Source organism: Velocimicrobium porci (assembly GCF_009696045.1).
Taxonomy (GTDB): Bacteria; Bacillota; Clostridia; order Lachnospirales; family Lachnospiraceae; genus Velocimicrobium; species Velocimicrobium porci.
Genome location: NZ_VUMT01000004.1, coordinates 41,275 through 66,747, shown reverse-complemented (window position 1 = coordinate 66,747; position 25,473 = coordinate 41,275). Strand labels below are relative to the sequence as shown.

The window sequence follows — 25,473 nt, the reverse complement described above, 5'->3', positions numbered from 1 at the left end:
ATGGAACAAAAGAAAGAAAAAAAGACATGTCTTATATTGACAGGCGGAACGGTAAATAAGGCTTGCCTGCAGTCTTATTTGGAGCAGAATCGTGTTGAAACAATAGTATGTGTCGATGGAGCATTGGAAGTTGCAGATGCAATGAAGCTTGATATTGATTATCTGGTTGGAGATTTTGATACTGTTCCGAAAAGGCTGTTAGAGCAATATAAACAGGCTGTGCGAAAGAAAGAAAAGCAGATTGTAATTCGTGAGTTTAATCCGGTTAAAGATGCAACGGATACGCAGATTGCAATTCAGATTGCAATGGAAGAGAAAACGGATGAAATTCTTATATTTGGTGCAACAGGAACAAGAATCGACCATATGCTGGCAAATATTCATTTATTGGTAAAACCCCTGTCTTTAGGAATACCGGCGTATATTTTGGATGAATATAATAAAATATATTTAATAAATAAAAATACGATGATTCGAAAAGCAGAATTATATGGACCTTATTTTTCTCTGCTTCCATTTGGCGGAGATGTTACAGGTGTAACATTGCGAGGATTTAAGTATAATGTCAGTCAAACAGACTTTAAAAAAGGCGATAGTCTTGGTGTGAGCAATGAGTTATTGGAAGAGGAAGGATTTATTTCCTTTCAAACAGGAACATTTGCCGTATTCGAATCAAAAGATTGAAAAGGAGATAAGTAAATGAAATTAGGTATTGTTGGATTACCAAATGTTGGTAAAAGTACATTATTCAATTCTTTAACAAAGGCGGGAGCAGAATCGGCGAACTATCCATTCTGTACAATTGACCCTAACATAGGAATTGTTCCGGTACCGGATGAAAGATTAAAGGTACTGGGTGATTTATATCAGTCAGAGAAAGTAGTTGCGGCTACAATTGAATTTGTTGATATTGCAGGTTTAGTAAAAGGCGCATCGAAAGGAGAAGGATTAGGAAACCAGTTTTTGTCAAATATCAGAGAAGTAGATGCAATTGTACATGTTGTACGTTGTTTTGAAAATACAAATATTGTTCACGTAGATGGTTCGATTAATCCACTTCGTGATATTGAAACAATTAATCTTGAACTTATTTTCTCCGATATTGAAATTATTGAAAGAAGGATTGCAAGAGCATCGAAAGGCGCAAGAAATGATAAGTCACTGGCAAAAGAAGTAGAATTACTAAACCGTTTGAAAGAACATTTAGAAGAAGGCAAGCTTGCAAAGAACTTTGAAACAGAAGATGAGGATGAATTAAAGTTACTGGAAAGCTATAATCTTTTAACTTATAAGCCGGTTATTTACGCTGCTAATGTTGCAGAAGAGGATTTGGCAAATGATGGTGCAGACAATGAGCAGGTACAAAAGGTAAAAGAATATGCAAAAGAAGAAGGAGCAGAGGTTTTTGTTATCTGTGCACAGATTGAACAAGAGATTGCAGAATTAGACGATGATGAAAAGAAAATGTTTTTAGAAGATTTGGGATTAAAAGAGTCCGGTTTAGAAAAACTAATTCGTGCAAGTTATAGTTTATTAGGTCTGTTAAGCTTTTTGACAGCGGGACCTCAAGAAACAAAGGCGTGGACAATCAAAAAAGGTACAAAAGCACCTCAGGCGGCAGGAAAAATTCATACAGATTTTGAACGAGGCTTTATCCGTGCTGAAATTGTAAATTATGATAATTTGGTTGCCTGTGGAAGTTATAATGCAGCAAAAGAGAAAGGACTAGTGCGTTCTGAAGGAAAAGAATATGTTGTACAAGATGGAGATGTTATTTTATTCCGTTTTAATGTATAATTGAAATAACAGGAAGCAATAGGAGGAGTTATTATGACTTCAATTGATTATGCAGCCGATGTAGCTTTTCCAAACCTTGGAATATCAATTGAGCATTTAAGCTCAGGGTTTGAAATCTTTGGATTTCGGATTGCATTTTATGGAATGATTATTGCGTTTGGAATGATTCTAGGCTATCTGATGGCTACATGGCAGGCGAAAAGAACAGGACAGAATCCGGAAGTTTACCTAGATTTTGCATTATTGGCAATTCCGTTGTCTGTAATAGGTGCCAGAATTTATTATGTTATTTTTAGCTGGGATAATTATAAAGATAATTTAATCGAAATACTAAATATTAGAAATGGTGGTCTTGCAATCTATGGTGGTGTAATCGTTGCCATTTTAACTGCATGGCTCTTTTGTAAGTATCGGAAAATAAGTTTTGGATTGCTTGCAGATACAGGATGTACTGGTCTTTTAGCAGGTCAGATTATAGGAAGATGGGGGAATTTTTTTAATCGGGAAGCATTTGGTGGTTATGCCGGAGATTCCCTGTTCGCAATGCAACTTCCATGGGATGAGGCCATACTTCATATGTCATCTTCGTCCATAGAAAGCCTAAAAGCACATGTAGTTGATAACACAATTTTAGTACATCCTACTTTTTTGTATGAATCAGTTTGGAATATAGGGGTATTAATTCTTATATTGGTTTATACAAAGCATAAGAAGTTTGACGGAGAATTAATTTTGCTTTATCTGGCAGGATACGGTCTTGGAAGAATTTGGATTGAAAGTCTTCGTACGGACCAGCTGTTGCTTTGGAAAACCAATATTCCAATATCAATGTTATTGTCATTGATATTATTTGTCGGTGCATTGATTTGCATTTTTGTTAAACGGAACTGTTTGAAAACAGTGAAGGAATAGTTTAAATATAAGAAAAAATTGTCATATAGACAAAAAAGTTGCTTGTTTTGTCTTGTATGGCAGTTTTTTTTGCTTTTTGTCGATAAATTTATAGGAAAATAGTTTCAGAATACTTGAAAAATGTTAAAAATTATATTACTATTATATTACAAGTGGTGCGAAGTGGGACAAAGTGGTGATATAGTCCACAAAAGTGGTAGTATATTTCTGATAGTGACATACAAAAAAAGTAGGTGAAGCCAGATGTTTATGGGCGAATATAATCATACAATTGATACAAAGGGTAGAATTATAGTACCTGCTAAATTTAGGGAAACACTGGGAGAGGAATTTGTAGTCACTCTAGGTTTAGATGGGTGTTTATTTGTGTACCCAGATGAGGAATGGCAGAACTTCGTATCCGAATTAAAAAATCTTCCTGGAAGCAAAGAGGCAAGACAGTTACAGCGTTATTTTATGGCAGGTGCTGCGTCCTGTGAGGTAGATAAACAGGGAAGAATTCTGATTCCGTCTAAGTTGCGTCAGCAGGCCGGATTAGAAAAAGAAGTAGTATTTGTAGGTGTGTTAAGTAAAATAGAAATTTGGAGTAAAGAACGCTGGGAAGCAAATAATACATATGATGATATGGATGAAATTGCAGAGCATATGTCAGAATTTGGATTAAGTTTTTAGGAGATTAAGAGGTGTATCATGGAATTTAAACATGTATCCGTATTACTGGATGAAACAATTGAATATTTGAATATCAAAGAGGATGGTATTTATGTGGATGGAACACTAGGCGGTGGTGGACATGCTTATGAAGTTTGCAAACGTTTAGGTAAGGATGGACGGTTTATCGGAATTGACCAGGATGAAGCGGCAATCATAGCAGCTTCTGAGCGGTTGAATGAATTTGGAGAAAAAGTTCAGATTGTGAGAAGTAATTATTGCAATATGAAGCAGGTATTGAATGAACTTGGAATTCAAAAAGTAGATGGAATCGTATTAGATCTTGGTGTATCATCGTATCAAATTGACACAAGAGAACGGGGATTCTCTTATATGGAAGATGCTCCTTTAGATATGAGAATGGATACAAGGCAGGACAAGACAGCAAAAGATATTGTAAATGGATACAGTGAACAAGAATTATTTCGTATGATACGGGATTACGGTGAGGATAAATTTGCCAAGAATATTGCAAAGCACATTGTTTCTTATCGGGAGAAGAAGCAGGCAGAGCAGGGAATTGGCATAGAAACAACAAAAGAATTGTCTGAAGTGATTTGCAGAGCAATTCCAATGAAGATTCAAAAAAATATGGGACATCCTGCAAAAAAGACATTTCAAGCGATACGAATTGAATTAAATCGGGAATTAGAAGTATTGAATGATACTTTAAATGATATGATTCAACTTCTAAATGATAATGGAAGAATTTGTATTATAACGTTCCACTCATTAGAGGATCGTATCGTAAAGACAATCTATAAGAAAAATGAAAATCCATGTACATGTCCACCGAATTTTCCAGTATGTGTATGTGGAGAAAAGTCAAGAGGGAAGGTTATTTCACGAAAGCCGATTTTACCATCTGATTTAGAGATGGAAGAAAACAGTCGGTCTAGAAGTGCGAAGCTTCGTGTATTTGAACGACGCATTATCAAATGAGAGAAGGAAGTGAGAGCAGCATGCCAGAAAAAAAGTATCATCATAGCAGTAGCTATTATGTCCAAGGGAACACTGTTCGAAAATTAGAACAAGTTCCAGAGTATGACAGAAAAGAACCGCTCGCTGCTCCAAAAGAGAGAGAACAGGAACAAGAAAAAGTTAGAAGACACCCTGCCCAGAATTGGGATTTTGTGTCACTGCTTTTTATGTTGGCTGCTATTTCAGTAGCATTGTTTGTTTGTATTTCTTATTTACAGGCACAGCAGAATGTTACTAGCATGAGTAAAAAGATTGCTTCTATGGAAAGTGAAGTTCTTGCTTTAAAGAATCAGAATGATGCTGCATATAGTAAGATTGAAAGTTCAATTGATTTAGATTATGTTTACGATGTGGCAGTAAATGAGCTTGGAATGGTTCGTGCTGACAAAAATCAGGTACAGTCTTATACGAATAAGAAGAGTGATTTTGTCAGACAATATGGAGATGTGCCGGATGTAAAAGATAGCTCGAAGAAAAACTAATTAAGTTGTGGAGGATGCGAATGAGAAGAGACAAAGGACAGAATTCGAAGCGTTTCACTGCGAAAATGCAATCGAGCCTTTTGTTTGTTTTTTGTATCGTTTTTCTATGTTTTTTGGCACTCGTTGTCAGGCTGGTATATTTAAATAATAAAGATGGAGATAAGTACGAACGAAGGGTATTGGCTCAGCAGACATATGTCAGCAGCGCAATACCTTTTAAGCGTGGTAACATTTTAGATCGGAATATGACCAAGCTGGCAGTCAGTGAAAAAGTGTATAATTTGACACTGGATCCTGTTGGAATATTAGAAAAAAGTGAGAACAAAAAAGAAACAATTCAAGCATTGAATCAATGTTTTGAGATTTCAAAAGAAGAATTAGAAACAATTTTGGAAAAGCATAATAATTCCCGCTATTTTCTTGTACAAGATCATAAGGGATTAGAATATGATAAGGTTTCTGTATTTAAAAAAATGCAGGAGAAAAATAAGAAAATTGTCGGAGTATACTTTGAAGAAGAATATATTCGCAAGTATCCATTAAAAAATATTGGATCTAATGTAATAGGTTTCACGCAGAAAGGAAACGGAAATATTGGAACTTGGGGAATCGAAGAGTTTTACAATGATGAACTGAATGGAACAAATGGGCGGGAATACGGATATTTTGATGCAGAATTAAATTTAGAGAGAACGGTTAAAGGTGCAGTAGATGGTCACAATATTATCTCTACAATTGATGCAAATGTTCAGGCAATTGTAGAAAAAAAAGTAGAAAAATTTTTAGACGAGACTGGTGCTGAAAATCTGGCAGTGCTTGTTATGAATCCTCAAAATGGAGAGATTTATTCTATGGTTTCGAACTATTCGTTTGACTTAAATGATCCAAGAAATTTGGAACCATTTTATTCGAAAAAGAAGCTTAAAAAAATGTCAGATGAAGAATATGGAGAGGCTTTAAGCAAGTTATGGAGAAACTATTGCATCAGTGATGCTTATGAACCTGGTTCTACTTTTAAACCTTTTACTGTTGCAGCAGCGTTGGATGAAGCGAAGGCTACAAACAAATCTTCCTATGTATGTAATGGTGCTTCGGTTGTTGCAGGACAACGAATTCGCTGTAATAAAACTCACAATACGGTTTCGTTGAAGCAGTCATTAATGATGTCATGTAACGTAGCAATGATGGATATCGCTGCAAAGATGGGAAAAAGTGTGTTTGCCGATTACCTTAAAATGTATGGATTTGGAGCAAAAACTGGGATTGATCTTCCCGGTGAGGGAACCGGACTTATTTTTACAGAGGATCAATTAGGTCCTGTTCAGCTTGCCACTTCCAGCTTTGGACAAAGTAACACGGTGACAATGGTACAGCTTGCGTCAGGCTTTTGCTCTTTGATTAACGGAGGTAACTATTATAAACCCCATATTGTAAAAGAGATTCAAAATGAAAATGGAGCAACAATCAAAGCGATTGGTCCGACTTTAGTAAAAGAAACAATTTCTGAGTCTGCAAGTGAAAAGATAAGAAACTATTTATTCGCAACCGTAGAAGCCGGAACGGCAAAATCAGCCGGAGTAGAAGGTTATGAAATTGGTGGTAAGACTGGAACAGCCGAAACACAACCTAGAAAACAGGGAAATTATCTGGTATCGTTTATCGGATTTACACCAATTGAAGACCCACAGGTTGTAACTTATGTAATTATTGACAGACCTCATGTAGATCACCAGGCAAATAGCGGATACGCTACAGAGTTAGCTAGTGACATTATGAAAGACATTCTTCCGTTTTTGGGTGTCTATCCGACAAAAGAATAAAGCAATCATAACCTCGTAGATTTCATAATAAAATTAAACAATGAGATTTATGAGGTTTTGTTAATATGACTAAAACGAAAACATATAACCGGCAGAATCTATTAATTGTCGTCCTTGTTATATTAGCACTGTCTTTTATTTTAGTAGGACGTCTTGCCTATTTAATGATTGTTCAAAGTGTATATTATGGTGATTTGGCAAGGCAGATTCATGAAAGGGAAAGACCAATTAAAGCAGAAAGGGGAAGGATTTATGACAGAAATGGAATTGAAATTGCAGGCAACAAACCAGTTTCTACGATATCAGTGATTCATAGCCAGATAAAAGAACCTGAACGGGTGATAAAGGTATTAAGTGAAGAATTAGGAATCAGTGAAGATGAGGTACGAAAAAGAGTTGAAAAGGTTTCTTCGATTGAAAGAATCAAATCAAATGTGGATAAGGAATTATCTGATAAAATCCGGGCATATAAATTAGATGGAGTTATGGTTGATGAAGATTACAAACGCTTTTATCCATTTGAATCATTGGCGTCCAAAGTAATTGGATTTACAGGAAGTGATAATCAGGGAATTATTGGATTGGAAGTGAAATACGATAATTATTTGCAGGGCTTAGATGGAACGATTCTTACTTTGACAACAGCAAAGGGGGTAGAGATTGATGATGCAGCTGAGAATCGGATTGAACCAGTTGCAGGAAGCAACCTGTATTTAAGCTTAGACATTAATATACAAAAGTATGCGGAGCAGATAGCGACAAAGTTATTAGAGTCGAAAGAAGCAAAAAGCGTAAAAATGCTTGTTATGAATCCGCAAAATGGGGAACTTTATGCAATGGTTAATGTTCCGGAGTTTAATTTGAATGATCCCTATACATTACCGGAGGGAACAAAAAATCCATTGACCGAAAAAGAAAGAAATGACCAATTAAATACAATGTGGAGAAATGAGTGCATTAGTGATACGTATGAGCCTGGGTCTTCGTTTAAAGTAGTAACAGCAACGGCGGCATTAGAAACGAAATCAGTACGGTTAAATGACAGCTTTTTTTGCCCGGGATATAAAAAGGTTGAAGACCGTATGATTCGATGTCATAAGACAACCGGTCATGGTTCTGAAACATTTGTTCAAGGGATACAAAATTCATGCAACCCGGTTTTTATGGAAGTCGGTGCTAGAGTTGGTGTGGACGGAATGTATAAAACATTTCGGCAGTTAGGTTTGTTTCAAAAGACAGGGGTTGACCTTCCCGGAGAAGCAAATTCAATTATGCATAACAAAAAAAATATTGGAGCGGTAGAGCTTGCAACAATCTCATTTGGTCAGTCCTTTCAGATTACGCCGCTTCAGTTAATGACAGCAGTAAGTACAGTCATTAATGGAGGAAACAGAATTACGCCGCATTTTGGTGTTAAAATCGAAAGCAGTGATGAAGGAAATATAAAAGAACTATCTTATGATACAAAGGAAAACATGATTTCGAAAGATACATCAGAAACAATGAAACAATTATTGGAATCTGTTGTAGCGGAAGGTTCGGGACATAATGCGTTTTTAGAGGGGTTCCGAATTGGAGGAAAAACTGCTACATCAGAAAAACTTCCAAGAAGCAGTAATAAATATATTTCTTCATTTATTGGGTTTGCACCTGCTGACCATCCTAAGATTATAGCTCTTGTGTTAATTGATGAACCGACAGGAATCTATTATGGCGGTACAATTGCTGCACCGGCAGTAAAAGAGCTATTTGATAATGTTCTTCCTTATATTGGAATAAAGCCAGACCCTAGTATCAGGGAAAAAACAAAGGAAACATTTGGACAAAATAGCAACTTGATTCTATATTAAAAATGGCATATAATAAATAAGTTATAGAATATGTATCCCAATGAAATAGAAGGAATAAAATACGAGGTGAAGAAATTGAATTTCGAAGTCGTTATGCCGGCTATTATCGCATTTGCGATTAGTGTAGTATTAAGTCCGATATTTATTCCTTTTTTAAAAAAATTAAAATTTAGCCAGTACGTAAGGAATGATGGTCCAAAAGAACATTTGAAAAAATCCGGGACGCCTACAATGGGAGGTATTATTATTGTATGCAGTATCACAATTACCTGTATGTTTTATGTAGGTTTAGATAAGCAGATTGTCCCTATTTTATTCGTGACATTAGGTTTTGGTTTAATCGGATTTTTAGATGATTACATTAAGATAGTAATGAAACGTTCATTAGGATTAAAGGCATGGCAGAAATTGACTGCACAGTGTATTGTAACAGCAGTTTTTGCTTATTATATGCTTCAAGTACTTCAGATAGGAACGGAAGTTCTTGTTCCGTTTGCAAATGGTCATTCTATAGATTTGGGAATGTATTATCTTCCCTTTTTATTTTTAGTAGTTTTGGGAACTGTGAATGGTGTTAATTTTACCGATGGGTTAGATGGTTTGGCTTCTAGTGTTACCGTTTTAGTAGCAACTTTTTTTTCGGTTGTGGCAATTGGTGTAGGGAGCGGAATTTCTCCGATTACCTGTGCAGTGGTTGGAAGTCTTTTAGGATTTTTAATTTATAATGTATATCCTGCCAGAGTATTTATGGGAGATACAGGTTCTCTTGCATTGGGAGGTTTTGTGGCAGCTTCCGCATTTATACTTAGAATGCCAATTTTTATTGCACTTATCGGTTTAATATATTTGGTAGAGGTTCTTTCTGTTATGATTCAGGTGACATATTTTCATTTAACAGGAGGAAAGCGTATTTTTAAGATGGCTCCGATTCACCATCATTTTGAATTATGTGGATGGTCGGAAACAAGAGTAGTAGCCGTTTTTTCAATTATTACGGCAATTTTATGTTTAGTTGGCTTATTAGCACTTTAAACATGCAGGTGCTGAGAGAATAAGAAAGGAAAGGAAGCTATGCGACTGCCCGTTTTTCAGCATTTTATCAGGGCAGTGTCACAAATTGGATTGTGATAAGCATGGGAAAAAAGATGGATTTAGTAAATAAGAACGTTCTTGTAGTAGGAACAGGAATTAGTGGAATTGCAGCAGTGAAATTGCTTTGTACGGAGGGAGCAAAGGTATATTTACAGGATAGTAATGAAGCACTTACGGAGCAGGCAGTATTAGATAAGCTTCCAAAGAGTATTTCGGTTCAGGTTATCATTGGTGAACTACCAAAAGAACTAAAAGACAATATCGAATTAGTTGTATTAAGCCCGGGTGTTCCCCTTGACCTTCCATATATTCAAGAAATGAAAAAGAATAATGTCCCAATCTGGGGAGAAATTGAACTTGCATATCAATTTAGTAAAGGAAAAATGGCGGCGATAACAGGAACAAATGGTAAGACGACAACAACAGCACTTGTTGGAGAAATTATGCGACATTATTATGTATCGGTATATGTTGTTGGAAATATTGGAATTCCATATACAGATATGGTATTAAACACAAAAGGAAGCTCTATTACAGTAGCGGAAATGAGCAGTTTTCAATTAGAAACTGTTCATGAATTCCGGCCAGAAGTTAGTGCAATTTTAAATATAACGCCAGATCATTTAAACCGCCACCATACAATGGAAAATTATATTGCGGCGAAAAAAAGAATTGCAATCAATCAGGGAATTAATGACACTTGTGTTTTAAATTATGAGGATGAAGTTTTAAGAGAAATGGCAAAGACCCTTCGTCCAAAAGTGTTTTTCTTTAGTAGCAAACGTGAGTTAGAAGAAGGAATTTTCTTGGATAAGGAAGGAAATTTTGTTTATAAGGAAAACGGCATCAATGAAATTGTATGTAATATAAAAGACTTGAAATTGCTTGGAACACATAATTATGAAAATGTAATGGCAGCAATTGCAATTTCTTATCATATTGGTGTACCAATGGAAGCAATTCGCGAGGCTGTAACTTCATTTACATCTGTAGAACATAGAATTGAATATGTGACAGAAAAGAATGGTGTTACTTATTACAATGACTCTAAGGGAACCAATCCGGATGCGGCAATCAAGGGAATTCAGGCAATGGTAAAACCAACCTTTTTGATTGGAGGAGGCTATGATAAAGGTTCTGATTATAAAGAATGGATTCAGTCTTTTGATGGAAAGGTAAAGAAGTTAGTTTTAATTGGAGCAACAAAAGAGAAAATTAAACAGCAGGCAAATGAATGTGGATTTACAGCAATTGAATTTGCGGACTCCTTAGAGGAGGCAGTTAAGATTTGTGCGGTAAATGCAAGTGAGGGAGATGCTGTTTTATTATCTCCTGCGTGTGCAAGTTGGGGAATGTTTAAAAACTTTGAAGAACGAGGAAGAAAGTTTAAAGAGTATGTAAATCAGTTATAGAAAAGAATGGGAGCAGGAACATACTATGGCGAGAACAAGTCGGGAACAGCGAAATCGAAGAAACAGGTCCTATAGCTATTATGATTATAGCTTATTGTTTTTAACCCTGTTTTTAGTAGGATTTGGGCTTATTATGATATACAGTACAAGTTCATATTCTGCTCAATTAGTAAAAAATGATTCCATGTATTATCTGAAACGACAGGGAATATCTGCTGTTTTGGGGATTATAGCAATGCTTATTGTATCAAAACTAAATTACAAGATGCTGCTTGGGAAAATGCCGATTCTTAATATAAAACCGGTAACGGCACTTTACATAGTATCTATTTTGTTACAAGTTTATGTTTTATTTTTCGGAGTGGAAATTAACCATGCGAAACGATGGATTAGTTTAGGACCGCTTGGGACTTTTCAACCTTCTGATTTGTCTAAAGTAGCAACTGTTTTATTTGTTTCGTATATTGTATATATGGCACCGAAGAAAATCAATAATATTACGGGATTTTTTCGGGTTGGCGTATATATTTCACCGTTAATTGTTTTAATTGGTAAAGAAAACATGAGTACGGCGATTGTTATTTGTGGAATTATGGTTGGAATCTGTTTTGTTGCCAGTAAAAAGAAAGGGTACTTTTTTGCAGCAGGTTCGATAATTGTTGCGATAGGTGCGTTGTATCTTATGCTTGGTGAAGGGTATCGTATGGAACGTGTGCAAATCTGGCTTGATGTGGAAAATCATGAAAAAGGATTTCAAATTCTCCAGGGATTGTATGCGATTGCCTCTGGTGGATTAACTGGAACCGGACTTGGCAGAAGTATGCAAAAACTTGGCTATGTACCGGAAGCACAGAATGATATGATATTTTCTATTATTTGCGAAGAATTGGGCTTATTTGGAGCCGTAACGGTTATTCTTTTATTTGCATTACTAATATGGCGCCTTTTTATCATTGCAATCAATGCACCAGATTTATATGGCGGACTGATAACATCAGGAATCTTAGTTCATGTTGCGTTACAGGTTATTATTAATGTAGCGGTAGTAACGAATTCTATTCCGTCAACAGGAATTCCTCTTCCGTTTATCAGTTACGGAGGAACATCAATCGCAGTTATGTTAGTTGAAATGGGAATCGCTTTAAGTGTGTCAAACCAGATAAAATATGAAAGGTAGCACAATATAAGAAAACCTGCATATATTAATAGTATATTTTGGTTTTCGAGGTGCGGAAAGTGGCATATATAGAGGTTGACGGTGGAAATATGTTACAGGGCGAGATAAACATCCAAGGTTCTAAAAATGCAGTATTACCTATATTGGCAGCCAGCGTATTAAATGTTGGTACCGTTACCTTGCGAAACTGCCCGCAAATTGGCGATGTTGAAAATATGTTGCAATTGCTTACTCATTTAGGTTGTCAAGTAAATTGGCAGGGTGATTGCATTACAATTAATACAGAATCAATCTGTTCCTGTGAGTTGGAAGAGCAATATGCAAAAGCAATGCGTTCTTCCGTGTTCTTCATGGGTGCGCTGTTAGGTCGGCTCGGCTGCGTAAAGATTCCATATCCAGGTGGATGTTCGATTGGTGCAAGACCAATTGACATTCATCTTCAGGCTTTGCGGCAAATGGATGTAGAGATTGAAGAATTAGAAACAGAAATAGCGTGTCAGTGTAATCGGATGAAAGGTGCGAATATTGTCCTCCCATTTCCTAGTGTAGGTGCAACAGAGAATATAATCATGGCAGCAGTAAATGCAAGTGGTGTTACAGTAATTGAGAATGGAGCACGGGAACCAGAGATTGAAGAACTATGCTGTTTTCTTCAGAAAATGGGTGCGGAAATCTATTATGATCATCAGGGAATGATTGTCATTGTAGGTGGAAAAGAATTATCAGATGTTGAGTATACGATTTCTTCCGACAGGATTGTAGCAGGAAGCTATCTTGCTGCTGCAGCGGGAACCGGTGGAGAAGTCACCTTGTGGGCAGATTGTGGTGCAAATCTTGGTGCATTATTTGGTGTCTTAGAACAGATTGGTTGTCAAATTGTTTTTGATTCTGATAAAATTTATATGAAAGCACCTTTATTAAAACAAGCTGTCCCTTATATTGTTACGAAACCTTATCCGGGATTTCCGACTGATATGCAGTCACAGATTACGGCAATTCTTTCGACTGCAGTAGGAACCAGCATAATGGAAGAAACAATATTTGAATCCCGTTATGAAAATGTGAAGGAACTTCGTAAAATGGGTGCCGATATTATAGTGGATGGAAGAATTGCCAAAATATATGGCGTGAGTCAATTATATGGTACGGACGTTTATGCTCATGATCTCAGGGGTGGAGCGGCTCTTGTAATAGCTGGTCTTATGGCAGAAGGAACGACTAGAATATATGGTGTTCCATATATTGAGAGAGGATACGAAGATATCTGCAGTGCGTTTTGTCAATTAGGTGCAAAAGTTCGCTACTGTTAGAAATAGAAAGGAAGGAAAGTAAGATGAAGCAACATACTACAAAAAAATGGACAGGATGTATTATACTTATTTTGTTTCTGATTTTAATTGCTGGATTTTTTCTTTCCTTTCGTGCAAAAAATATCATAATTAGTGGTTGTGACCACTATACACAAGAAGAGATGAAAGATATGCTTTTTGAATCTCTTTTTGATAATAATACGATTTTGTTTTATATGAAATATCGTTATATTGGATTAAAGGATATTCCATTTGTCCAGAAAATAACGGTAAAACGAGAGGGACGAAACGGGTTGAAAATTAAAGTATATGAAAAGACGTTGGTTGCAAGCATAAAATATATGGGGGAATATGTATATTTTGATAAAGAAGGAACTGTACTTGAATCTTCCCAAGAGCCGGTTGGCGGAATCCCCAATATTGTAGGACTTCATTCCAAAGGATTTGTTTTATACGAATCGTTACAGGTAAAGGAAAAAGATATTTTTGCCCAGATTCTTGATTTATCTCAGCTTTTACAGCGATACAATTTGGAGATAAATAAAATAAGATTTAATGATCAAAAGGAAGTAGAGTTAGAGTGTAACGGTATTAGAATCTATCTTGGTAAGAAAGATTTTTACGATGAACAGATTGCGGCACTGTCTGAGATTTTACCAAAAGCGGTCGATCAAAAGTTAAAAGGTGTGATACATATGGAAAATTATACATCAGGCAGTGAAGTGATTTTGAAATGTATAGAGTAAATGTTGGATAAAGTCGATAGAAAATCTGTGAAAAACTAGAATTAAGGCTTGATTATTTACTTAAAAAAATATATGATATAGAGAGGACTAGATTCTTTTTTAGAAAAAATCAATTTTGATATACATAGAAGAGAGTGGATAAGAGGGATAGGATAGTTAGTTACTTATTTTATTTGACTGTAAAACAAAAAAGAAAAGATAGAAGAATGAGAAAGAGGAGGAAGTACCTTGCTTGAGATTAGAACTAATGAAACGGAAGCAACAGCTAAGATCCTTGTAATTGGAGTTGGCGGAGCTGGAAATAATGCTGTAAATCGGATGATTGAAGAAAATATAATAGGTGTAGAATTTGTATGTGTAAATACAGATAAACAGCATTTAAAAACTTGTAAGGCACCAACCTGTATTCAGATAGGTGAAAAACTAACAAAAGGATTAGGAGCAGGAGCTCAGCCGGAGATAGGTGAAAAAGCTGCGGAAGAAAATAGGGAAGAATTAACCGAGTTAATTAAAGGTTCCGATATGGTATTTGTTACTTGTGGTATGGGAGGAGGAACAGGAACAGGTGCTGCACCGGTTGTTGCTAACATATCAAAACAATTAGGAATTTTGACGGTTGGTATTGTAACAAAGCCATTTAAGTTTGAGGCCAAAGCCAGAATGAACAATGCAATTAGTGGAATTGAACGTTTGAAAGAAAATGTGGATACATTAATTGTAATTCCAAATGATAAATTACTGGAAATTGTAGATCGAAGAACAACGATGCCGGATGCTCTTCGAAAAGCCGATGAGGTGTTGCAACAAGGTGTTCAGGGGATTACAGACTTAATTAATGTACCAGGTTTAATTAACTTAGACTTTGCAGATGTTCAGACTGTTATGAAAGATAAAGGAATCGCTCATATCGGAATTGGAGTTGGTTCTGGAGATGATAAGTGTGTACAAGCTGTACAACAGGCGATTACAAGTCCATTATTAGAAACTACAATTACAGGAGCATCTCATGTAATTATTAATGTTTCTGGTGATATAAGCTTGATTGAAGCGAATGAAGCTGCAACTTATGTACAGGAGCTTGCAGGTGAAACAGCGAATATTATTTTTGGTGCAATGTATGACGAAACAGCTACTGATTCTGCTACGATAACGGTTATTGCAACCGGATTGCACGATGGTGCAGGTAATGTTAAGACCGCAAGTTTTTTGTCAAATAATCAACAAAAGAGCCAGACTCCATTTGCTAATCCAACTATAAGTAATGGTGTGACAGGATTTAATCCAACACCGGTCGCAGAACCGGATATGAAAACTTCAACACAGACAAGTAACGATTATGCACAACAGCCGGTTAGTCCAACACCGGTTATGCCAAACCTAAATTTGAACAATATAAAACGTGATGAGAACGAACATAGCGGCATTAAAATACCGGAATTTTTACAAAAAAATCGTCATAGATAAAAAAATGACTCAATCTTTTGTCAAAACGACAGAGGTTGGGTCATTTTTTTACGATGAAAAGCAGGAATATCAAACAGAATCTGACAAGATATGCAGTAGAAACAAGGTATAATGAAGCTATTCCTTAAGATGGAGGTGACGTTTGAATTACATAATTTATCTGGATGTTTTTTGGGCAGTTAATACAATAATGGATATTATATTGCTATGGCTGCTTGGAAAAATCAGAAAGCATGCAATAACAAAAATTCGTTTAGCAGCCGGAGGAATAATTGGCGGTTTTGGAGCCTGTATGACAATCTATTTAAGGGGGATTCCAATTGTTGTAAGTTTTTTTCTTCAAAATGTTGTTTTAGCGTATGGAATGATTCGAATTAGTTATAAAAAGGAATCAATCCGAGATTTCTTTTTTGATCTCATATATTTATATGGACTTGGAATTCTTTTAAATGGATTTATTTCAACAATTTTAAATCGAAATTTTCCTTATCGACAAAATGATAGCAAAGTTTATGCCGGTTTGGTACTATTTATCGGTGCTTTGTGCAGTTTAATTATATTATTTTTTTGGAAAAGATGTAGAAAATTCAGAATCGAAGAAAAAAACTTATATGATGTGATAATTAAAAATGCAGGTTTATGTTGCAGGGGAAAAGCACTTTTAGATACGGGTAACCAGCTAAGAGAGCCAATCACGAAACGACCGGTTATTGTTGCAGAGTATGACGTGGTAAAAGTTTTATTTACAGAAGAATTGCAAAACGCAATTTTGCAATTTGGGTCAAAAGAAATGGATACCGTACATCCTATAAAATGGATACCTTATCATTCTTTGGGAAATCGCAATGGGTTTATGCCAGGTGTTTATGTTGATGAAATGCTAATACATATGGACGAAAAGGAGAAAATAGTAGGAGGGGTACTGCTTGGAATTGTTTTTGAATCTGTATCGACACAAAAACAATATCAATTTATTTTGCATGAGCAATATATAACAGAATAACTAGAACTGGGAGGAAAGAAATGTTGCTAAGAATATCAATACCGAATAAATTTCAATTTCGAATGATACCCGATTTTTGGAGTGTTTTTCAAAATACAAAAGGGGATATTCACTATATCGGAGGAGCTGAGGTGCTTCCGGCTCCACTGGAAGCGGAAGAAGAAATGGATATGATAGAATTATTAGGTACAAAACGAGAAGAAGAGGCAAAAAGTATACTTGTCGAACATAATCTGAGATTAGTTGTGTACATAGCAAAGAAATTTGACAATACTGGTGTAGGGGTTGAGGATTTAATATCAATTGGAACAATTGGATTAATTAAGGCAATTAATACATTTAATCCAAATAAAAATATAAAGCTGGCAACTTATGCTTCCCGCTGTATCGAAAATGAAATATTAATGTATCTTCGGCGGAACAGTAAAACGAAGTTAGAGGTTTCGATTGATGAACCGTTAAATGTAGACTGGGATGGAAATGAACTTTTGCTATCGGACATTTTAGGAACGGATGAAGATATCATTTCAAAAGGAATAGAAGATGAAGTGGATCGTTCTCTATTAAACAAAGCAATGGAAAAACTAACAGAACGGGAACGGGTAATTATAAAGCTGCGATTTGGTATTAATACAATTGATGGAAACGAACGGACACAAAAGGAAGTAGCAGATTATTTAGGAATTTCCCAATCTTATATTTCAAGGTTAGAGAAAAAAATAATTAAGCGATTAAAAAAGGAAATGATACGATTAGAAGCATAAAAAGGAAATCATTGGTAGAGTCATTATCAGTATAAATCTTCTTTAAAATGTGAATGATAATTATATCAATCATTTACAGTGGAGGTTCGAGTAATGGCTCTTTATAAAGTTGAAATATGTGGTGTGAATACGTCAAAATTACCTTTATTAAAAAATGAAGAGAAAGAAGCTCTGTTTAAGAGAGTAATGGAAGGCGATAAAGAGGCTAGAGAGCTATATATCAAAGGGAACCTAAGGTTAGTTCTTAGCATTATTCAGCGTTTTTCCGGAAGCAATGAAAATGTAGACGATTTATTTCAAATAGGCTGTATTGGCCTTATGAAAGCGATTGATAATTTTGATATAACTCAGAATGTAAAATTTAGCACATATGCGGTTCCAATGATTATTGGAGAGATTCGAAGATACCTTAGAGATAATAACAGCATCAGGGTAAGCCGTTCTTTAAGAGATATAGCATATAAGGCAATTTATACAAAAGAAGATATTATGAAAAAAACAGATAAAGAACCGACAATACAAGAAATTGCAGAAAAATTGGAAATTCCGGCAGAAGATATTATTTATGCATTGGATGCAATTCAACACCCGGTATCTCTCTATGAGCCTGTATATTCAGAAGGCGGAGATACTTTATATATTATGGATCAGGTGAGTGATAAAAAGAATCGTGAAGAGAAATGGGTAGAAGAAATCTCTTTAAAATCGGCGATGAATCGTCTGCCTGAAAGAGAGTATAATATTATTAATTTGCGATATTTTGAAGGAAAGACACAGATGGAAGTGGCAGAAGAAATACAAATTTCTCAGGCACAGGTTTCCCGGTTGGAGAAGTCAGCGTTAAAAAACATGAAAAATTATTTGACTTCTTGAATAGAATAAGTAATAAAGCAAAAGTTAAGGAATCGGTATGAGAATGTGCGAGTTAAGACAAAAAGAAGTTATTAATATATGCGACGGCATGCGTCTTGGCTATCCGGATGACATTGAATTTGATTTGTGTACGGGACGAATCCAAAAAATCATTATTCCCGGTCCCTGCAAAATATGGGGAATGTTAGGCAGGGACCACGAATATGTGATTGATTTTTGTGATATAAGACAGGTGGGTGCGGATGTAATATTAGTCGAGGTGGATGTTGAAAAAATCTTTGTGAAGTGCAAAGTATAGCTTGACCTGTGTTTTTAAAACCAATATAATGAAAAGTGAGAAAATACAAGAATAGAAAAGTGTCAGATAAAACGATAGGAGGATATAAGATGAGATGTCCGTTTTGCGGAGAGGAAAATACAAGAGTGATTGATTCAAGACCGGCAGAGGATGGAAGCTCAATTCGGCGGCGAAGACAGTGTGATAATTGTGTGAAGCGTTTTACTACATATGAAAAAGTGGAAGCAATTCCATTTATTGTTATTAAAAAGGACCAAAATAGAGAATCTTACGACCGGAGTAAAATTGAGCGAGGAATTTTCCGTTCTTGTCACAAACGTCCAATGTCGGTGGATGAAATTAATAAATTGATTGATGAGATAGAAACGACAATTTTTAATATGGAAGTAAAAGAGATACCAAGTAGTAAAATTGGAGAAATTGTAATGGATAAGTTAAAAGATTTTGACCAGGTAGCATATGTTCGGTTTGCTTCGGTATATCGGGAATTCAAAGATGTCAATACATTTATGGATGAGATAAAGAAAATATTGGATAATTAGTATTGTAATTATAAAAAATAGGAAAATAAATAATTGTACTATAGATATAAAAAAATTTTTGCAAATAAGAAAAATGGATTTGTCTATAGTACATTTTTTATTACTTTTGATAAACATAGTGAAATTGGTAAATAGGAAACCTTATGTTTTGAGAAAAAGTAAATGGACAAATTTCAAATATTTGCTATAATTATAAATAAGATATTCCTTTCAGGTTGAGAGTCTTTTAGAAAGGAGTTTTATGATTAGTATAGTATCCAGCATATTGTTGGCTGGAATTGAAGGAACTGTGATTCGGATTGAAGCTGATGTTTCGGATGGGATGCCGATGTTTTCAATGGTTGGTATTTTAGCATCTGAGATCAAAGAGTCAAAGGAGCGGGTTCGGATTGCGATTAAAAATCAAGGATACTGTTTACAGCCGAAAAGAATTACAGTCAACTTGTCACCAGCGGATCTTCGAAAGGAAGGGACCGCATTCAATTTGCCAATTGCATTGGCAGTTCTTGCCTCATTCGGGTATCTTTCCCAAGAAAAGCTTGAAGATATAATTATTGTAGGAGAACTAAGTTTAAATGGTATAATTCATGGCATTACGGGGGTATTGCCTATTATTTATTGTGCAAAACAGAATGGATTTAAAAAATGTATGATTCCTTATGAGAATCGAAAAGAAGGAATTGTCTTTGAGGATATGGAGATAATTCCCGTGCAGAATTTAGAAGAGGCGATTGCGTATTTTCATGGGGAGAGTTTATCAGAAAATGATTATCTTGAATTCGAATACGATAATAAAAATTTCGCGTGTAATTCTTCTTCATTAAAACACAAGGATTTCTCAGATATAAGAGGACAAAGTCAGGCAAAACGGGCAGCAGTGATTGCAGCAGCCGGTTTTCATAACCTGCTGCTAATTGGTCCACCAGGAACTGGAAAAACGATGATTGCAGAACGCATGAATACAATCCTTCCTGAACTTTCTTTTGAAGAGAGTATGGAGATTTCAAAGATTTATAGTGTAGCCGGATTACTAAATGAACAGAATGGGCGCATTAAGGAACGACCATTTCGGGCACCGCATAATAGTATTACAGATACTGCATTAGTTGGAGGAGGAGTTACTCCAAAACCGGGAGAAATCAGCCTTGCTTCCGGTGGAATTTTATTCTTGGATGAATTACCAGAATTTCGCAAAGGAACAATTGAACTTTTAAGACAGCCGTTGGAAGAAAAGAAGGTGAGAATTACAAGGTTAAGAGGAAATATTTCTTACCCGGCAGATTTTATGCTTGTCTGTGCAATGAATCCTTGTCCCTGTGGCTATTTTCCGAATAGGGAAAGATGTCTGTGCAGTGAGATACAGGTGAAACGATATTTGGGAAGGGTTAGCCGTCCAATATTAGACAGGATTGATTTGTGTGTAGAAGTTTTACCACTTGCATATAATCAATTAATAAAAGGCGAAGAAAAAACATCGAAAGATTTAAAGAGGATAGTAGAAGTTGCAAGAAACATTCAAAGGGAACGATATAGAGAGTGGAATATTCGATTTAATTCTCAAATTTGTGGAGAACAGTTTAAATATTTTTGTCCGCTTAATAAAGAAGAACAGATTTTTTTAGAAAAAATGTTTAATAAATTCAAGCTTAGTGCAAGAGCCTATCATAGAATCCTCAGAGTGGCCAGAACAATTGCTGATTTGGATGAAGAAGAAATGATACAGAAAAATCATTTAGCAGAGGCATTTTTTTATCGTGGTGTTGATAATCAGTATTGGGAGAACGGCGTATGAAAGAAAAGGCATTTTTGTTTTGGCTGTATCAGATTAAAGGAATTGGTAAGGCGAAAAGGGCTATATTACTGAAACATTTTAAAACTGCAGAATGTATTTTTCGGGTCGATTCTGCATCATATCAGGGTATAAAAGGAATAACGGAAAAAGACATTAAAGGATTAATACAGGCAAAGGAAGGAATCAGCGAAGAAAAAATTGAGGAAAGTTATAATCAGCTTAAGGAACGGCAAATTCAGTTTATTGTAAGGGGAGAAAAAGCCTATCCAGAAAAGTTATCAAGAATATATGACCCGCCAGATGCTTTATTTGTAAGAGGAAAGCTTCCGGATTTTAATAAGAAATCGGTTGCAATTGTAGGTGCAAGAAATTGTTCGGCATATGGAAAGGAAATGGCAGAGTGGTTTGGGAGAGAACTGGGAAATGCAGGAATTCAAATTGTCAGTGGTTTAGCCAGGGGAATTGATGGGTATGCTCATAGTGGTGCTTTAGAAGGAGATGGAGATACATTTGCCGTGTTAGGCTGTGGAGTCGATGTTTGTTATCCACCAGAGCATATTTCTTTATTTACAAAAATGATAAATAGGGGTGGAATTATTTCTGAATATGCGATGGGAACGGCGCCAAAAGCAGGAAATTTCCCGATGCGTAACCGTATTCTCAGTGGATTGGCGGATGGAATCATTGTCGTTGAGGCGAAAAAAAGAAGCGGTTCTCTGATTACAGCAGAGATTGGATTAGAGCAGGGAAAAGATATTTTTGCAATTCCGGGAAAGGCATGGGATTCGCTTAGTGAAGGAAGTAATTCATTAATTAAAGAAGGGGCATTTTTAGTTACGAAACCGAACGATGTAATAGATTTTTATGAGGTAAAATGGGAAAAATTTTCACAAATAAATAAAAAAAATGAAATTTTCCTTGATTTCAAGCAAAAAATGGTGTATAGTTGTTTGAGTTTCAAGCCGAAACATATTAGCATTATTATAGAAGAAACTCAGATGCCTTTTTGGGAGGTAACAGAAGCTATTATCGAATTACAATTGCAAAATAGAATCCGGGAAATAACGAGCAATTGTTTTGTTATAGAAAGAGATTGATTAATGTAAGGGAGTGTTGAGATGCCAAAGTATCTTGTCATTGTAGAATCTCCAGCAAAAGCGGAGACAATAAAAAAATTTTTGGGAAAGAATTATGAAGTAGTAGCATCAAACGGGCATGTCAGGGATTTGCCTAAAAGCCAGATGGGAATTGATATAGAACATGATTTTGAACCAAAATATATTACAATTCGGGGAAAGGGAGAATTGCTTGCGAAGCTTCGAAAGGAAGTTAAAAAGGCAGATAAGATTTATCTTGCAACTGACCCCGACCGCGAAGGAGAAGCAATTTCATGGCACTTATTTCATGCATTGAAACTAGAAAAGAAGAATACAAGCCGTATTACATTTAATGAGATTACAAAAAATGCAGTGAAAGCATCCATTAAGCAAGCCAGAGATATTGATATGAATCTAGTGGATGCACAACAGGCAAGAAGAGTGCTGGATCGTATGGTGGGCTATAGCATTAGTCCATTATTATGGGCAAAAGTAAAGAGAGGACTGAGTGCCGGGCGTGTTCAGTCAGTTGCACTTCGAATTATTTGTGATAGGGAACAGGAAATTAATGAGTTTGTTCCGGAAGAATATTGGAATCTTGAAGCTTCATTTGATTTGAAGGGAGAAAAGAAACCATTAGTTGCTAAGTTTTATGGGACACCGGAAGAAAAGATGACAATTCATTCTGAAGAAGAATTAAATCATATATTAAAAGATTTAGAGAATGCAAATTTTTCTGTAAGCGATGTAAAGGTTGGAGAGCGAATTAAAAAAGCACCGATTCCTTTTACAACAAGCACACTACAGCAGGAAGCTGCGAAGACGTTAAATTTTTCGACGCAGAAAACAATGCGTCTTGCTCAACAGCTTTATGAAGGAATTGCTGTTAAAGGAAAAGGAACCATTGGTATTATTACCTATCTTCGTACTGATTCGACCCGTGTATCAGAAGAAGCAGATTTAGCTGCAAAAAAATATGTAGAAGAATCCTATGGTGAAGAATTTGTAGCGAAAGAAGACAATAATAAAAAAACAGGGAAAAAGATTCAGGATGCACATGAGGCGATTCGTCCGACGTATGTAGAGTTGAGTCCGAGCCAATTAAAAGAAGATTTATCAAGAGATCAATTCAGACTCTATCAACTAATTTGGCGGCGTTTTGTAGCCAGCCGGATGCAGCCGGCGAAATACCAGACAACGTCGGTTAAAATTGATGGAAATGGTTATCGTTTTACTGCGGCGGCTTCAAAAGTAATTTTTGACGGATTTATGACTGTTTATACAACGGAAGAAGATAAGGTAGAAAAAACTGTGTTGGCTAAGTCAATTGAAAAAGATACACCTCTTACATTGGGGAAATTTGAACATAGCCAACACTTTACGCAGCCGCCGGCTCATTATACAGAAGCTTCATTAGTAAAAGCATTAGAAGAGTTAGGAATTGGAAGACCAAGTACTTATGCACCGACGATAACAACAATTATAGCAAGGCGTTATGTTGCAAAAGAAAATAAGAATTTGTATGTGACAGAGCTTGGAGAAATTGTAAATCAAATTATGCTTGAAGGATTTTCCAGTATTGTTGATGTAAACTTTACTGCTAATATGGAGGGACTATTAGACTGTGTAGAAGATGGAACTGTACAGTGGAAAACCGTTGTGCGTAATTTTTATCCGGATTTGAAAGAAGCAGTGGATATTGCAGAAAAGGAGCTGGAGAAAGTTGACATTGAAGATGAGGTTACAGACGTTATCTGCGAAGAATGTGGAAAAAATATGGTAATTAAATATGGACCTCATGGAAAATTTTTAGCTTGTCCCGGCTTTCCAGATTGTCGGAATACAAAACAGTATTTTGAAAAGATAGGTGTGCCTTGTCCAAAATGCGGAAAAGAAGTGGTTATCCGCAAGACGAAAAAAGGAAGAAAATATTATGGATGTGAAAATAACCCAGAGTGTGATTTCATGACATGGCAAAAACCATCAAGAGAAAAATGTCCGGAATGTGGAAATGTTTTGTTGGAAAAAGGTGCTAAGCTTGTGTGCAGTGAAGAAAAATGTGGATTTGTAAAGAACAAATAAAACTTCTCTAATTGAATGGAAAAATGAGGCGATTCTGAACAAAGAAAAGTAAAATAGAGCTTTGTTCAGAATTGTTTTAGTTTTGCACTTTAAAGTTTGGAAAAATGATTGAAAAATATAAAATGTTTAATAATAAAGAAAAAGTATTGTACTTTAGATTGAATTGTGGTAAAATTTATAAAAATATGAAAATAGGCAATTAGAAAATGATAATTTAATTGGTGAAGAGAAAAAGCAGTTTTAGAGAATAGGAGGAATAGCATGAGTGTTCAATTACTTGACAAAACAAGAAAAATAAACAAGTTATTGCATAACAATAATTCACATAAAGTTGTTTTTAATGATATTTGTGATGTATTAAGTGATATACTTGAATCTAATATTCTTGTTATCAGTAAAAAGGGAAAGGTTCTTGGAATTAAGAATCGCCCGGACATTGCTGAAATAAAAGAATTAATTAAAGATAACGTGGGTGGACACATTGATGAAATGCTAAATGAGAGACTGTTGAATGTATTATCAACAAAAGAAAATGTGAATTTAGCAACATTAGGATTTGAATTTGAAGGAGTAAATGATTATCAGGCAATAATTACACCAATTGAAATTGCAGGGGAGCGTCTGGGAACACTGTTTTTATACAAGAATAACATACAGTATACAATAGACGATATTATTTTAAGTGAATATGGTACAACCGTAGTAGGACTTGAAATGTTACGTTCCGTAAATGAAGAAAGTGCGGAAGAAAATAGAAAGGTTCAGATTGTAAAATCTGCAATCAGTACATTATCATTTTCTGAATTAGAGGCTATTACACATATTTTTGAAGAACTTGATGGCAATGAGGGGATATTAGTAGCTAGCAAGATTGCGGATCGTGTGGGGATTACTCGTTCTGTTATTGTAAACGCTTTAAGAAAGTTTGAAAGTGCCGGAGTAATTGAATCCAGATCTTCAGGTATGAAAGGTACGTATATTAAGGTTATTAATGATGTAGTTTTTGATGAATTAAAAAAAATTAAAAATAATTAAACATTAAGAAAATTACAACAATTTAATATAGGCCAGGAAGGCAGAAACAAAATGAGTTAAGGAAGACTATTTTCTTTGACTCATTTTGTGCTTTTTTGACAATTTAGAGAAAAGAGGAATTTTGCAAAGTAAATAATTGATAAAAAATGGATAAAACCAGGAGATGAAATAGGAAAATCGTCTGATTTATAAAAAAGTTTTTAGGACAATGGACCTATAGAAATTAAAAAAGT

Annotated in this window: 23 protein-coding genes; all 23 read left to right on the top strand. The window is 35.5% G+C overall.

What is annotated here, in order from left to right:
- The 23 genes from FYJ58_RS04015 to codY all read left to right on the top strand — a co-directional run bounded on the left by FYJ58_RS04015 (position 1) and on the right by codY (position 25,240).
- On the top strand, positions 1–684 hold the full coding sequence (locus tag FYJ58_RS04015; protein WP_154517582.1) for a thiamine diphosphokinase: 684 nt from the start codon (positions 1–3) through the stop codon (positions 682–684).
- Positions 685–699: 15 nt separating this feature from the next.
- On the top strand, positions 700–1,797 hold the full coding sequence (ychF, locus tag FYJ58_RS04010) for a redox-regulated ATPase YchF (RefSeq protein ID WP_154517579.1): 1,098 nt from the start codon (positions 700–702) through the stop codon (positions 1,795–1,797).
- A 33-nt stretch (positions 1,798–1,830) separates the two neighbouring features.
- Positions 1,831–2,709, top strand: a complete 879-nt coding sequence (gene lgt / locus FYJ58_RS04005) for a prolipoprotein diacylglyceryl transferase (protein ID WP_154517576.1) — start codon at positions 1,831–1,833, stop codon at positions 2,707–2,709.
- A 243-nt stretch (positions 2,710–2,952) separates the two neighbouring features.
- Positions 2,953–3,381 (top strand): division/cell wall cluster transcriptional repressor MraZ, encoded by a 429-nt coding sequence (gene mraZ, locus FYJ58_RS04000; RefSeq protein ID WP_154517573.1) that lies wholly within the window; start codon positions 2,953–2,955, stop codon positions 3,379–3,381.
- A gap of 18 nt (positions 3,382–3,399) precedes the next feature.
- The gene (gene rsmH / locus FYJ58_RS03995) at positions 3,400–4,362 is read left to right on the top strand and encodes a 16S rRNA (cytosine(1402)-N(4))-methyltransferase RsmH (protein ID WP_154517570.1); all 963 of its coding nucleotides are present in this window, start codon (positions 3,400–3,402) and stop codon (positions 4,360–4,362) included.
- Positions 4,363–4,382: 20 nt separating this feature from the next.
- Positions 4,383–4,883 carry a DUF3053 family protein gene (locus tag FYJ58_RS03990; RefSeq protein ID WP_154517568.1) on the top strand — a complete coding sequence of 167 codons (501 nt, stop codon included), beginning with the start codon at positions 4,383–4,385 and terminating at the stop codon, positions 4,881–4,883.
- A gap of 20 nt (positions 4,884–4,903) precedes the next feature.
- Positions 4,904–6,703, top strand: coding sequence for a peptidoglycan D,D-transpeptidase FtsI family protein (locus tag FYJ58_RS03985; protein WP_154517565.1), 1,800 nt, complete (start codon positions 4,904–4,906; stop codon positions 6,701–6,703).
- Positions 6,704–6,768: 65 nt separating this feature from the next.
- Entirely contained in the window at positions 6,769–8,553 is a 1,785-nt protein-coding gene (locus FYJ58_RS03980; RefSeq protein ID WP_154517562.1) for a peptidoglycan D,D-transpeptidase FtsI family protein, read from the top strand.
- A gap of 93 nt (positions 8,554–8,646) precedes the next feature.
- Positions 8,647–9,585, top strand: a complete 939-nt coding sequence (gene mraY, locus FYJ58_RS03975; protein ID WP_408647363.1) for a phospho-N-acetylmuramoyl-pentapeptide-transferase — start codon at positions 8,647–8,649, stop codon at positions 9,583–9,585.
- Between the two features lie 113 nt (positions 9,586–9,698).
- Entirely contained in the window at positions 9,699–11,057 is a 1,359-nt protein-coding gene (murD, locus tag FYJ58_RS03970; protein WP_154517847.1) for a UDP-N-acetylmuramoyl-L-alanine--D-glutamate ligase, read from the top strand.
- Positions 11,058–11,082: 25 nt separating this feature from the next.
- The gene (locus tag FYJ58_RS03965) at positions 11,083–12,234 is read left to right on the top strand and encodes an FtsW/RodA/SpoVE family cell cycle protein (RefSeq protein WP_154517556.1); all 1,152 of its coding nucleotides are present in this window, start codon (positions 11,083–11,085) and stop codon (positions 12,232–12,234) included.
- 59 nt (positions 12,235–12,293) lie between these two features.
- Entirely contained in the window at positions 12,294–13,544 is a 1,251-nt protein-coding gene (murA, locus tag FYJ58_RS03960; RefSeq protein ID WP_205839141.1) for a UDP-N-acetylglucosamine 1-carboxyvinyltransferase, read from the top strand.
- Positions 13,545–13,567: 23 nt separating this feature from the next.
- Positions 13,568–14,290, top strand: a complete 723-nt coding sequence (locus FYJ58_RS03955; RefSeq protein ID WP_154517553.1) for a cell division protein FtsQ/DivIB — start codon at positions 13,568–13,570, stop codon at positions 14,288–14,290.
- Positions 14,291–14,518: 228 nt separating this feature from the next.
- The gene (gene ftsZ / locus FYJ58_RS03950) at positions 14,519–15,754 is read left to right on the top strand and encodes a cell division protein FtsZ (RefSeq protein ID WP_154517550.1); all 1,236 of its coding nucleotides are present in this window, start codon (positions 14,519–14,521) and stop codon (positions 15,752–15,754) included.
- A 142-nt stretch (positions 15,755–15,896) separates the two neighbouring features.
- A complete protein-coding gene (locus FYJ58_RS03945; RefSeq protein ID WP_154517547.1) occupies positions 15,897–16,757 on the top strand; it encodes a sigma-E processing peptidase SpoIIGA in 861 nt (286 codons plus the stop codon).
- Between the two features lie 20 nt (positions 16,758–16,777).
- Positions 16,778–17,521 (top strand): RNA polymerase sporulation sigma factor SigE, encoded by a 744-nt coding sequence (sigE, locus tag FYJ58_RS03940; RefSeq protein WP_154517543.1) that lies wholly within the window; start codon positions 16,778–16,780, stop codon positions 17,519–17,521.
- Positions 17,522–17,614: 93 nt separating this feature from the next.
- Positions 17,615–18,394, top strand: coding sequence for an RNA polymerase sporulation sigma factor SigG (gene sigG, locus FYJ58_RS03935; RefSeq protein WP_154517540.1), 780 nt, complete (start codon positions 17,615–17,617; stop codon positions 18,392–18,394).
- 37 nt (positions 18,395–18,431) lie between these two features.
- On the top strand, positions 18,432–18,692 hold the full coding sequence (locus tag FYJ58_RS03930) for a YlmC/YmxH family sporulation protein (RefSeq protein WP_154517537.1): 261 nt from the start codon (positions 18,432–18,434) through the stop codon (positions 18,690–18,692).
- 89 nt (positions 18,693–18,781) lie between these two features.
- Positions 18,782–19,234, top strand: a complete 453-nt coding sequence (nrdR, locus tag FYJ58_RS03925) for a transcriptional regulator NrdR (RefSeq protein WP_154517534.1) — start codon at positions 18,782–18,784, stop codon at positions 19,232–19,234.
- A 241-nt stretch (positions 19,235–19,475) separates the two neighbouring features.
- Positions 19,476–21,026, top strand: coding sequence for a YifB family Mg chelatase-like AAA ATPase (locus FYJ58_RS03920; protein WP_154517531.1), 1,551 nt, complete (start codon positions 19,476–19,478; stop codon positions 21,024–21,026).
- Positions 21,023–22,123: a DNA-processing protein DprA gene (gene dprA, locus FYJ58_RS03915; protein ID WP_154517528.1), complete on the top strand. Its 1,101-nt coding sequence runs from the start codon at positions 21,023–21,025 to the stop codon at positions 22,121–22,123. The genes FYJ58_RS03920 and dprA overlap by 4 nt, the downstream gene beginning before the upstream one ends.
- 21 nt (positions 22,124–22,144) lie before the next feature.
- On the top strand, positions 22,145–24,205 hold the full coding sequence (topA, locus tag FYJ58_RS03910) for a type I DNA topoisomerase (protein WP_154517525.1): 2,061 nt from the start codon (positions 22,145–22,147) through the stop codon (positions 24,203–24,205).
- 261 nt (positions 24,206–24,466) lie between these two features.
- Positions 24,467–25,240, top strand: a complete 774-nt coding sequence (codY, locus tag FYJ58_RS03905; RefSeq protein ID WP_154517523.1) for a GTP-sensing pleiotropic transcriptional regulator CodY — start codon at positions 24,467–24,469, stop codon at positions 25,238–25,240.
- Positions 25,241–25,473: the final 233 nt, after the last annotated feature.

Bases quoted from the DNA above. Each gene is read 5' to 3' on its own strand.
- FYJ58_RS04015 (WP_154517582.1), top strand. From the start codon at position 1: ATGGAACAAAAGAAAGAAAAAAAGACATGTCTTATATTGACAGGCGGA.
- ychF (WP_154517579.1), top strand. From the start codon at position 700: ATGAAATTAGGTATTGTTGGATTACCAAATGTTGGTAAAAGTACATTA.
- lgt (WP_154517576.1), top strand. From the start codon at position 1,831: ATGACTTCAATTGATTATGCAGCCGATGTAGCTTTTCCAAACCTTGGA.
- mraZ (WP_154517573.1), top strand. From the start codon at position 2,953: ATGTTTATGGGCGAATATAATCATACAATTGATACAAAGGGTAGAATT.
- rsmH (WP_154517570.1), top strand. From the start codon at position 3,400: ATGGAATTTAAACATGTATCCGTATTACTGGATGAAACAATTGAATAT.
- FYJ58_RS03990 (WP_154517568.1), top strand. From the start codon at position 4,383: ATGCCAGAAAAAAAGTATCATCATAGCAGTAGCTATTATGTCCAAGGG.
- FYJ58_RS03985 (WP_154517565.1), top strand. From the start codon at position 4,904: ATGAGAAGAGACAAAGGACAGAATTCGAAGCGTTTCACTGCGAAAATG.
- FYJ58_RS03980 (WP_154517562.1), top strand. From the start codon at position 6,769: ATGACTAAAACGAAAACATATAACCGGCAGAATCTATTAATTGTCGTC.
- mraY (WP_408647363.1), top strand. From the start codon at position 8,647: ATGCCGGCTATTATCGCATTTGCGATTAGTGTAGTATTAAGTCCGATA.
- murD (WP_154517847.1), top strand. From the start codon at position 9,699: ATGGATTTAGTAAATAAGAACGTTCTTGTAGTAGGAACAGGAATTAGT.
- FYJ58_RS03965 (WP_154517556.1), top strand. From the start codon at position 11,083: ATGGCGAGAACAAGTCGGGAACAGCGAAATCGAAGAAACAGGTCCTAT.
- FYJ58_RS03955 (WP_154517553.1), top strand. From the start codon at position 13,568: ATGAAGCAACATACTACAAAAAAATGGACAGGATGTATTATACTTATT.
- sigE (WP_154517543.1), top strand. From the start codon at position 16,778: ATGTTGCTAAGAATATCAATACCGAATAAATTTCAATTTCGAATGATA.
- sigG (WP_154517540.1), top strand. From the start codon at position 17,615: ATGGCTCTTTATAAAGTTGAAATATGTGGTGTGAATACGTCAAAATTA.
- FYJ58_RS03930 (WP_154517537.1), top strand. From the start codon at position 18,432: ATGAGAATGTGCGAGTTAAGACAAAAAGAAGTTATTAATATATGCGAC.
- nrdR (WP_154517534.1), top strand. From the start codon at position 18,782: ATGAGATGTCCGTTTTGCGGAGAGGAAAATACAAGAGTGATTGATTCA.
- FYJ58_RS03920 (WP_154517531.1), top strand. From the start codon at position 19,476: ATGATTAGTATAGTATCCAGCATATTGTTGGCTGGAATTGAAGGAACT.
- dprA (WP_154517528.1), top strand. From the start codon at position 21,023: ATGAAAGAAAAGGCATTTTTGTTTTGGCTGTATCAGATTAAAGGAATT.
- topA (WP_154517525.1), top strand. From the start codon at position 22,145: ATGCCAAAGTATCTTGTCATTGTAGAATCTCCAGCAAAAGCGGAGACA.
- codY (WP_154517523.1), top strand. From the start codon at position 24,467: ATGAGTGTTCAATTACTTGACAAAACAAGAAAAATAAACAAGTTATTG.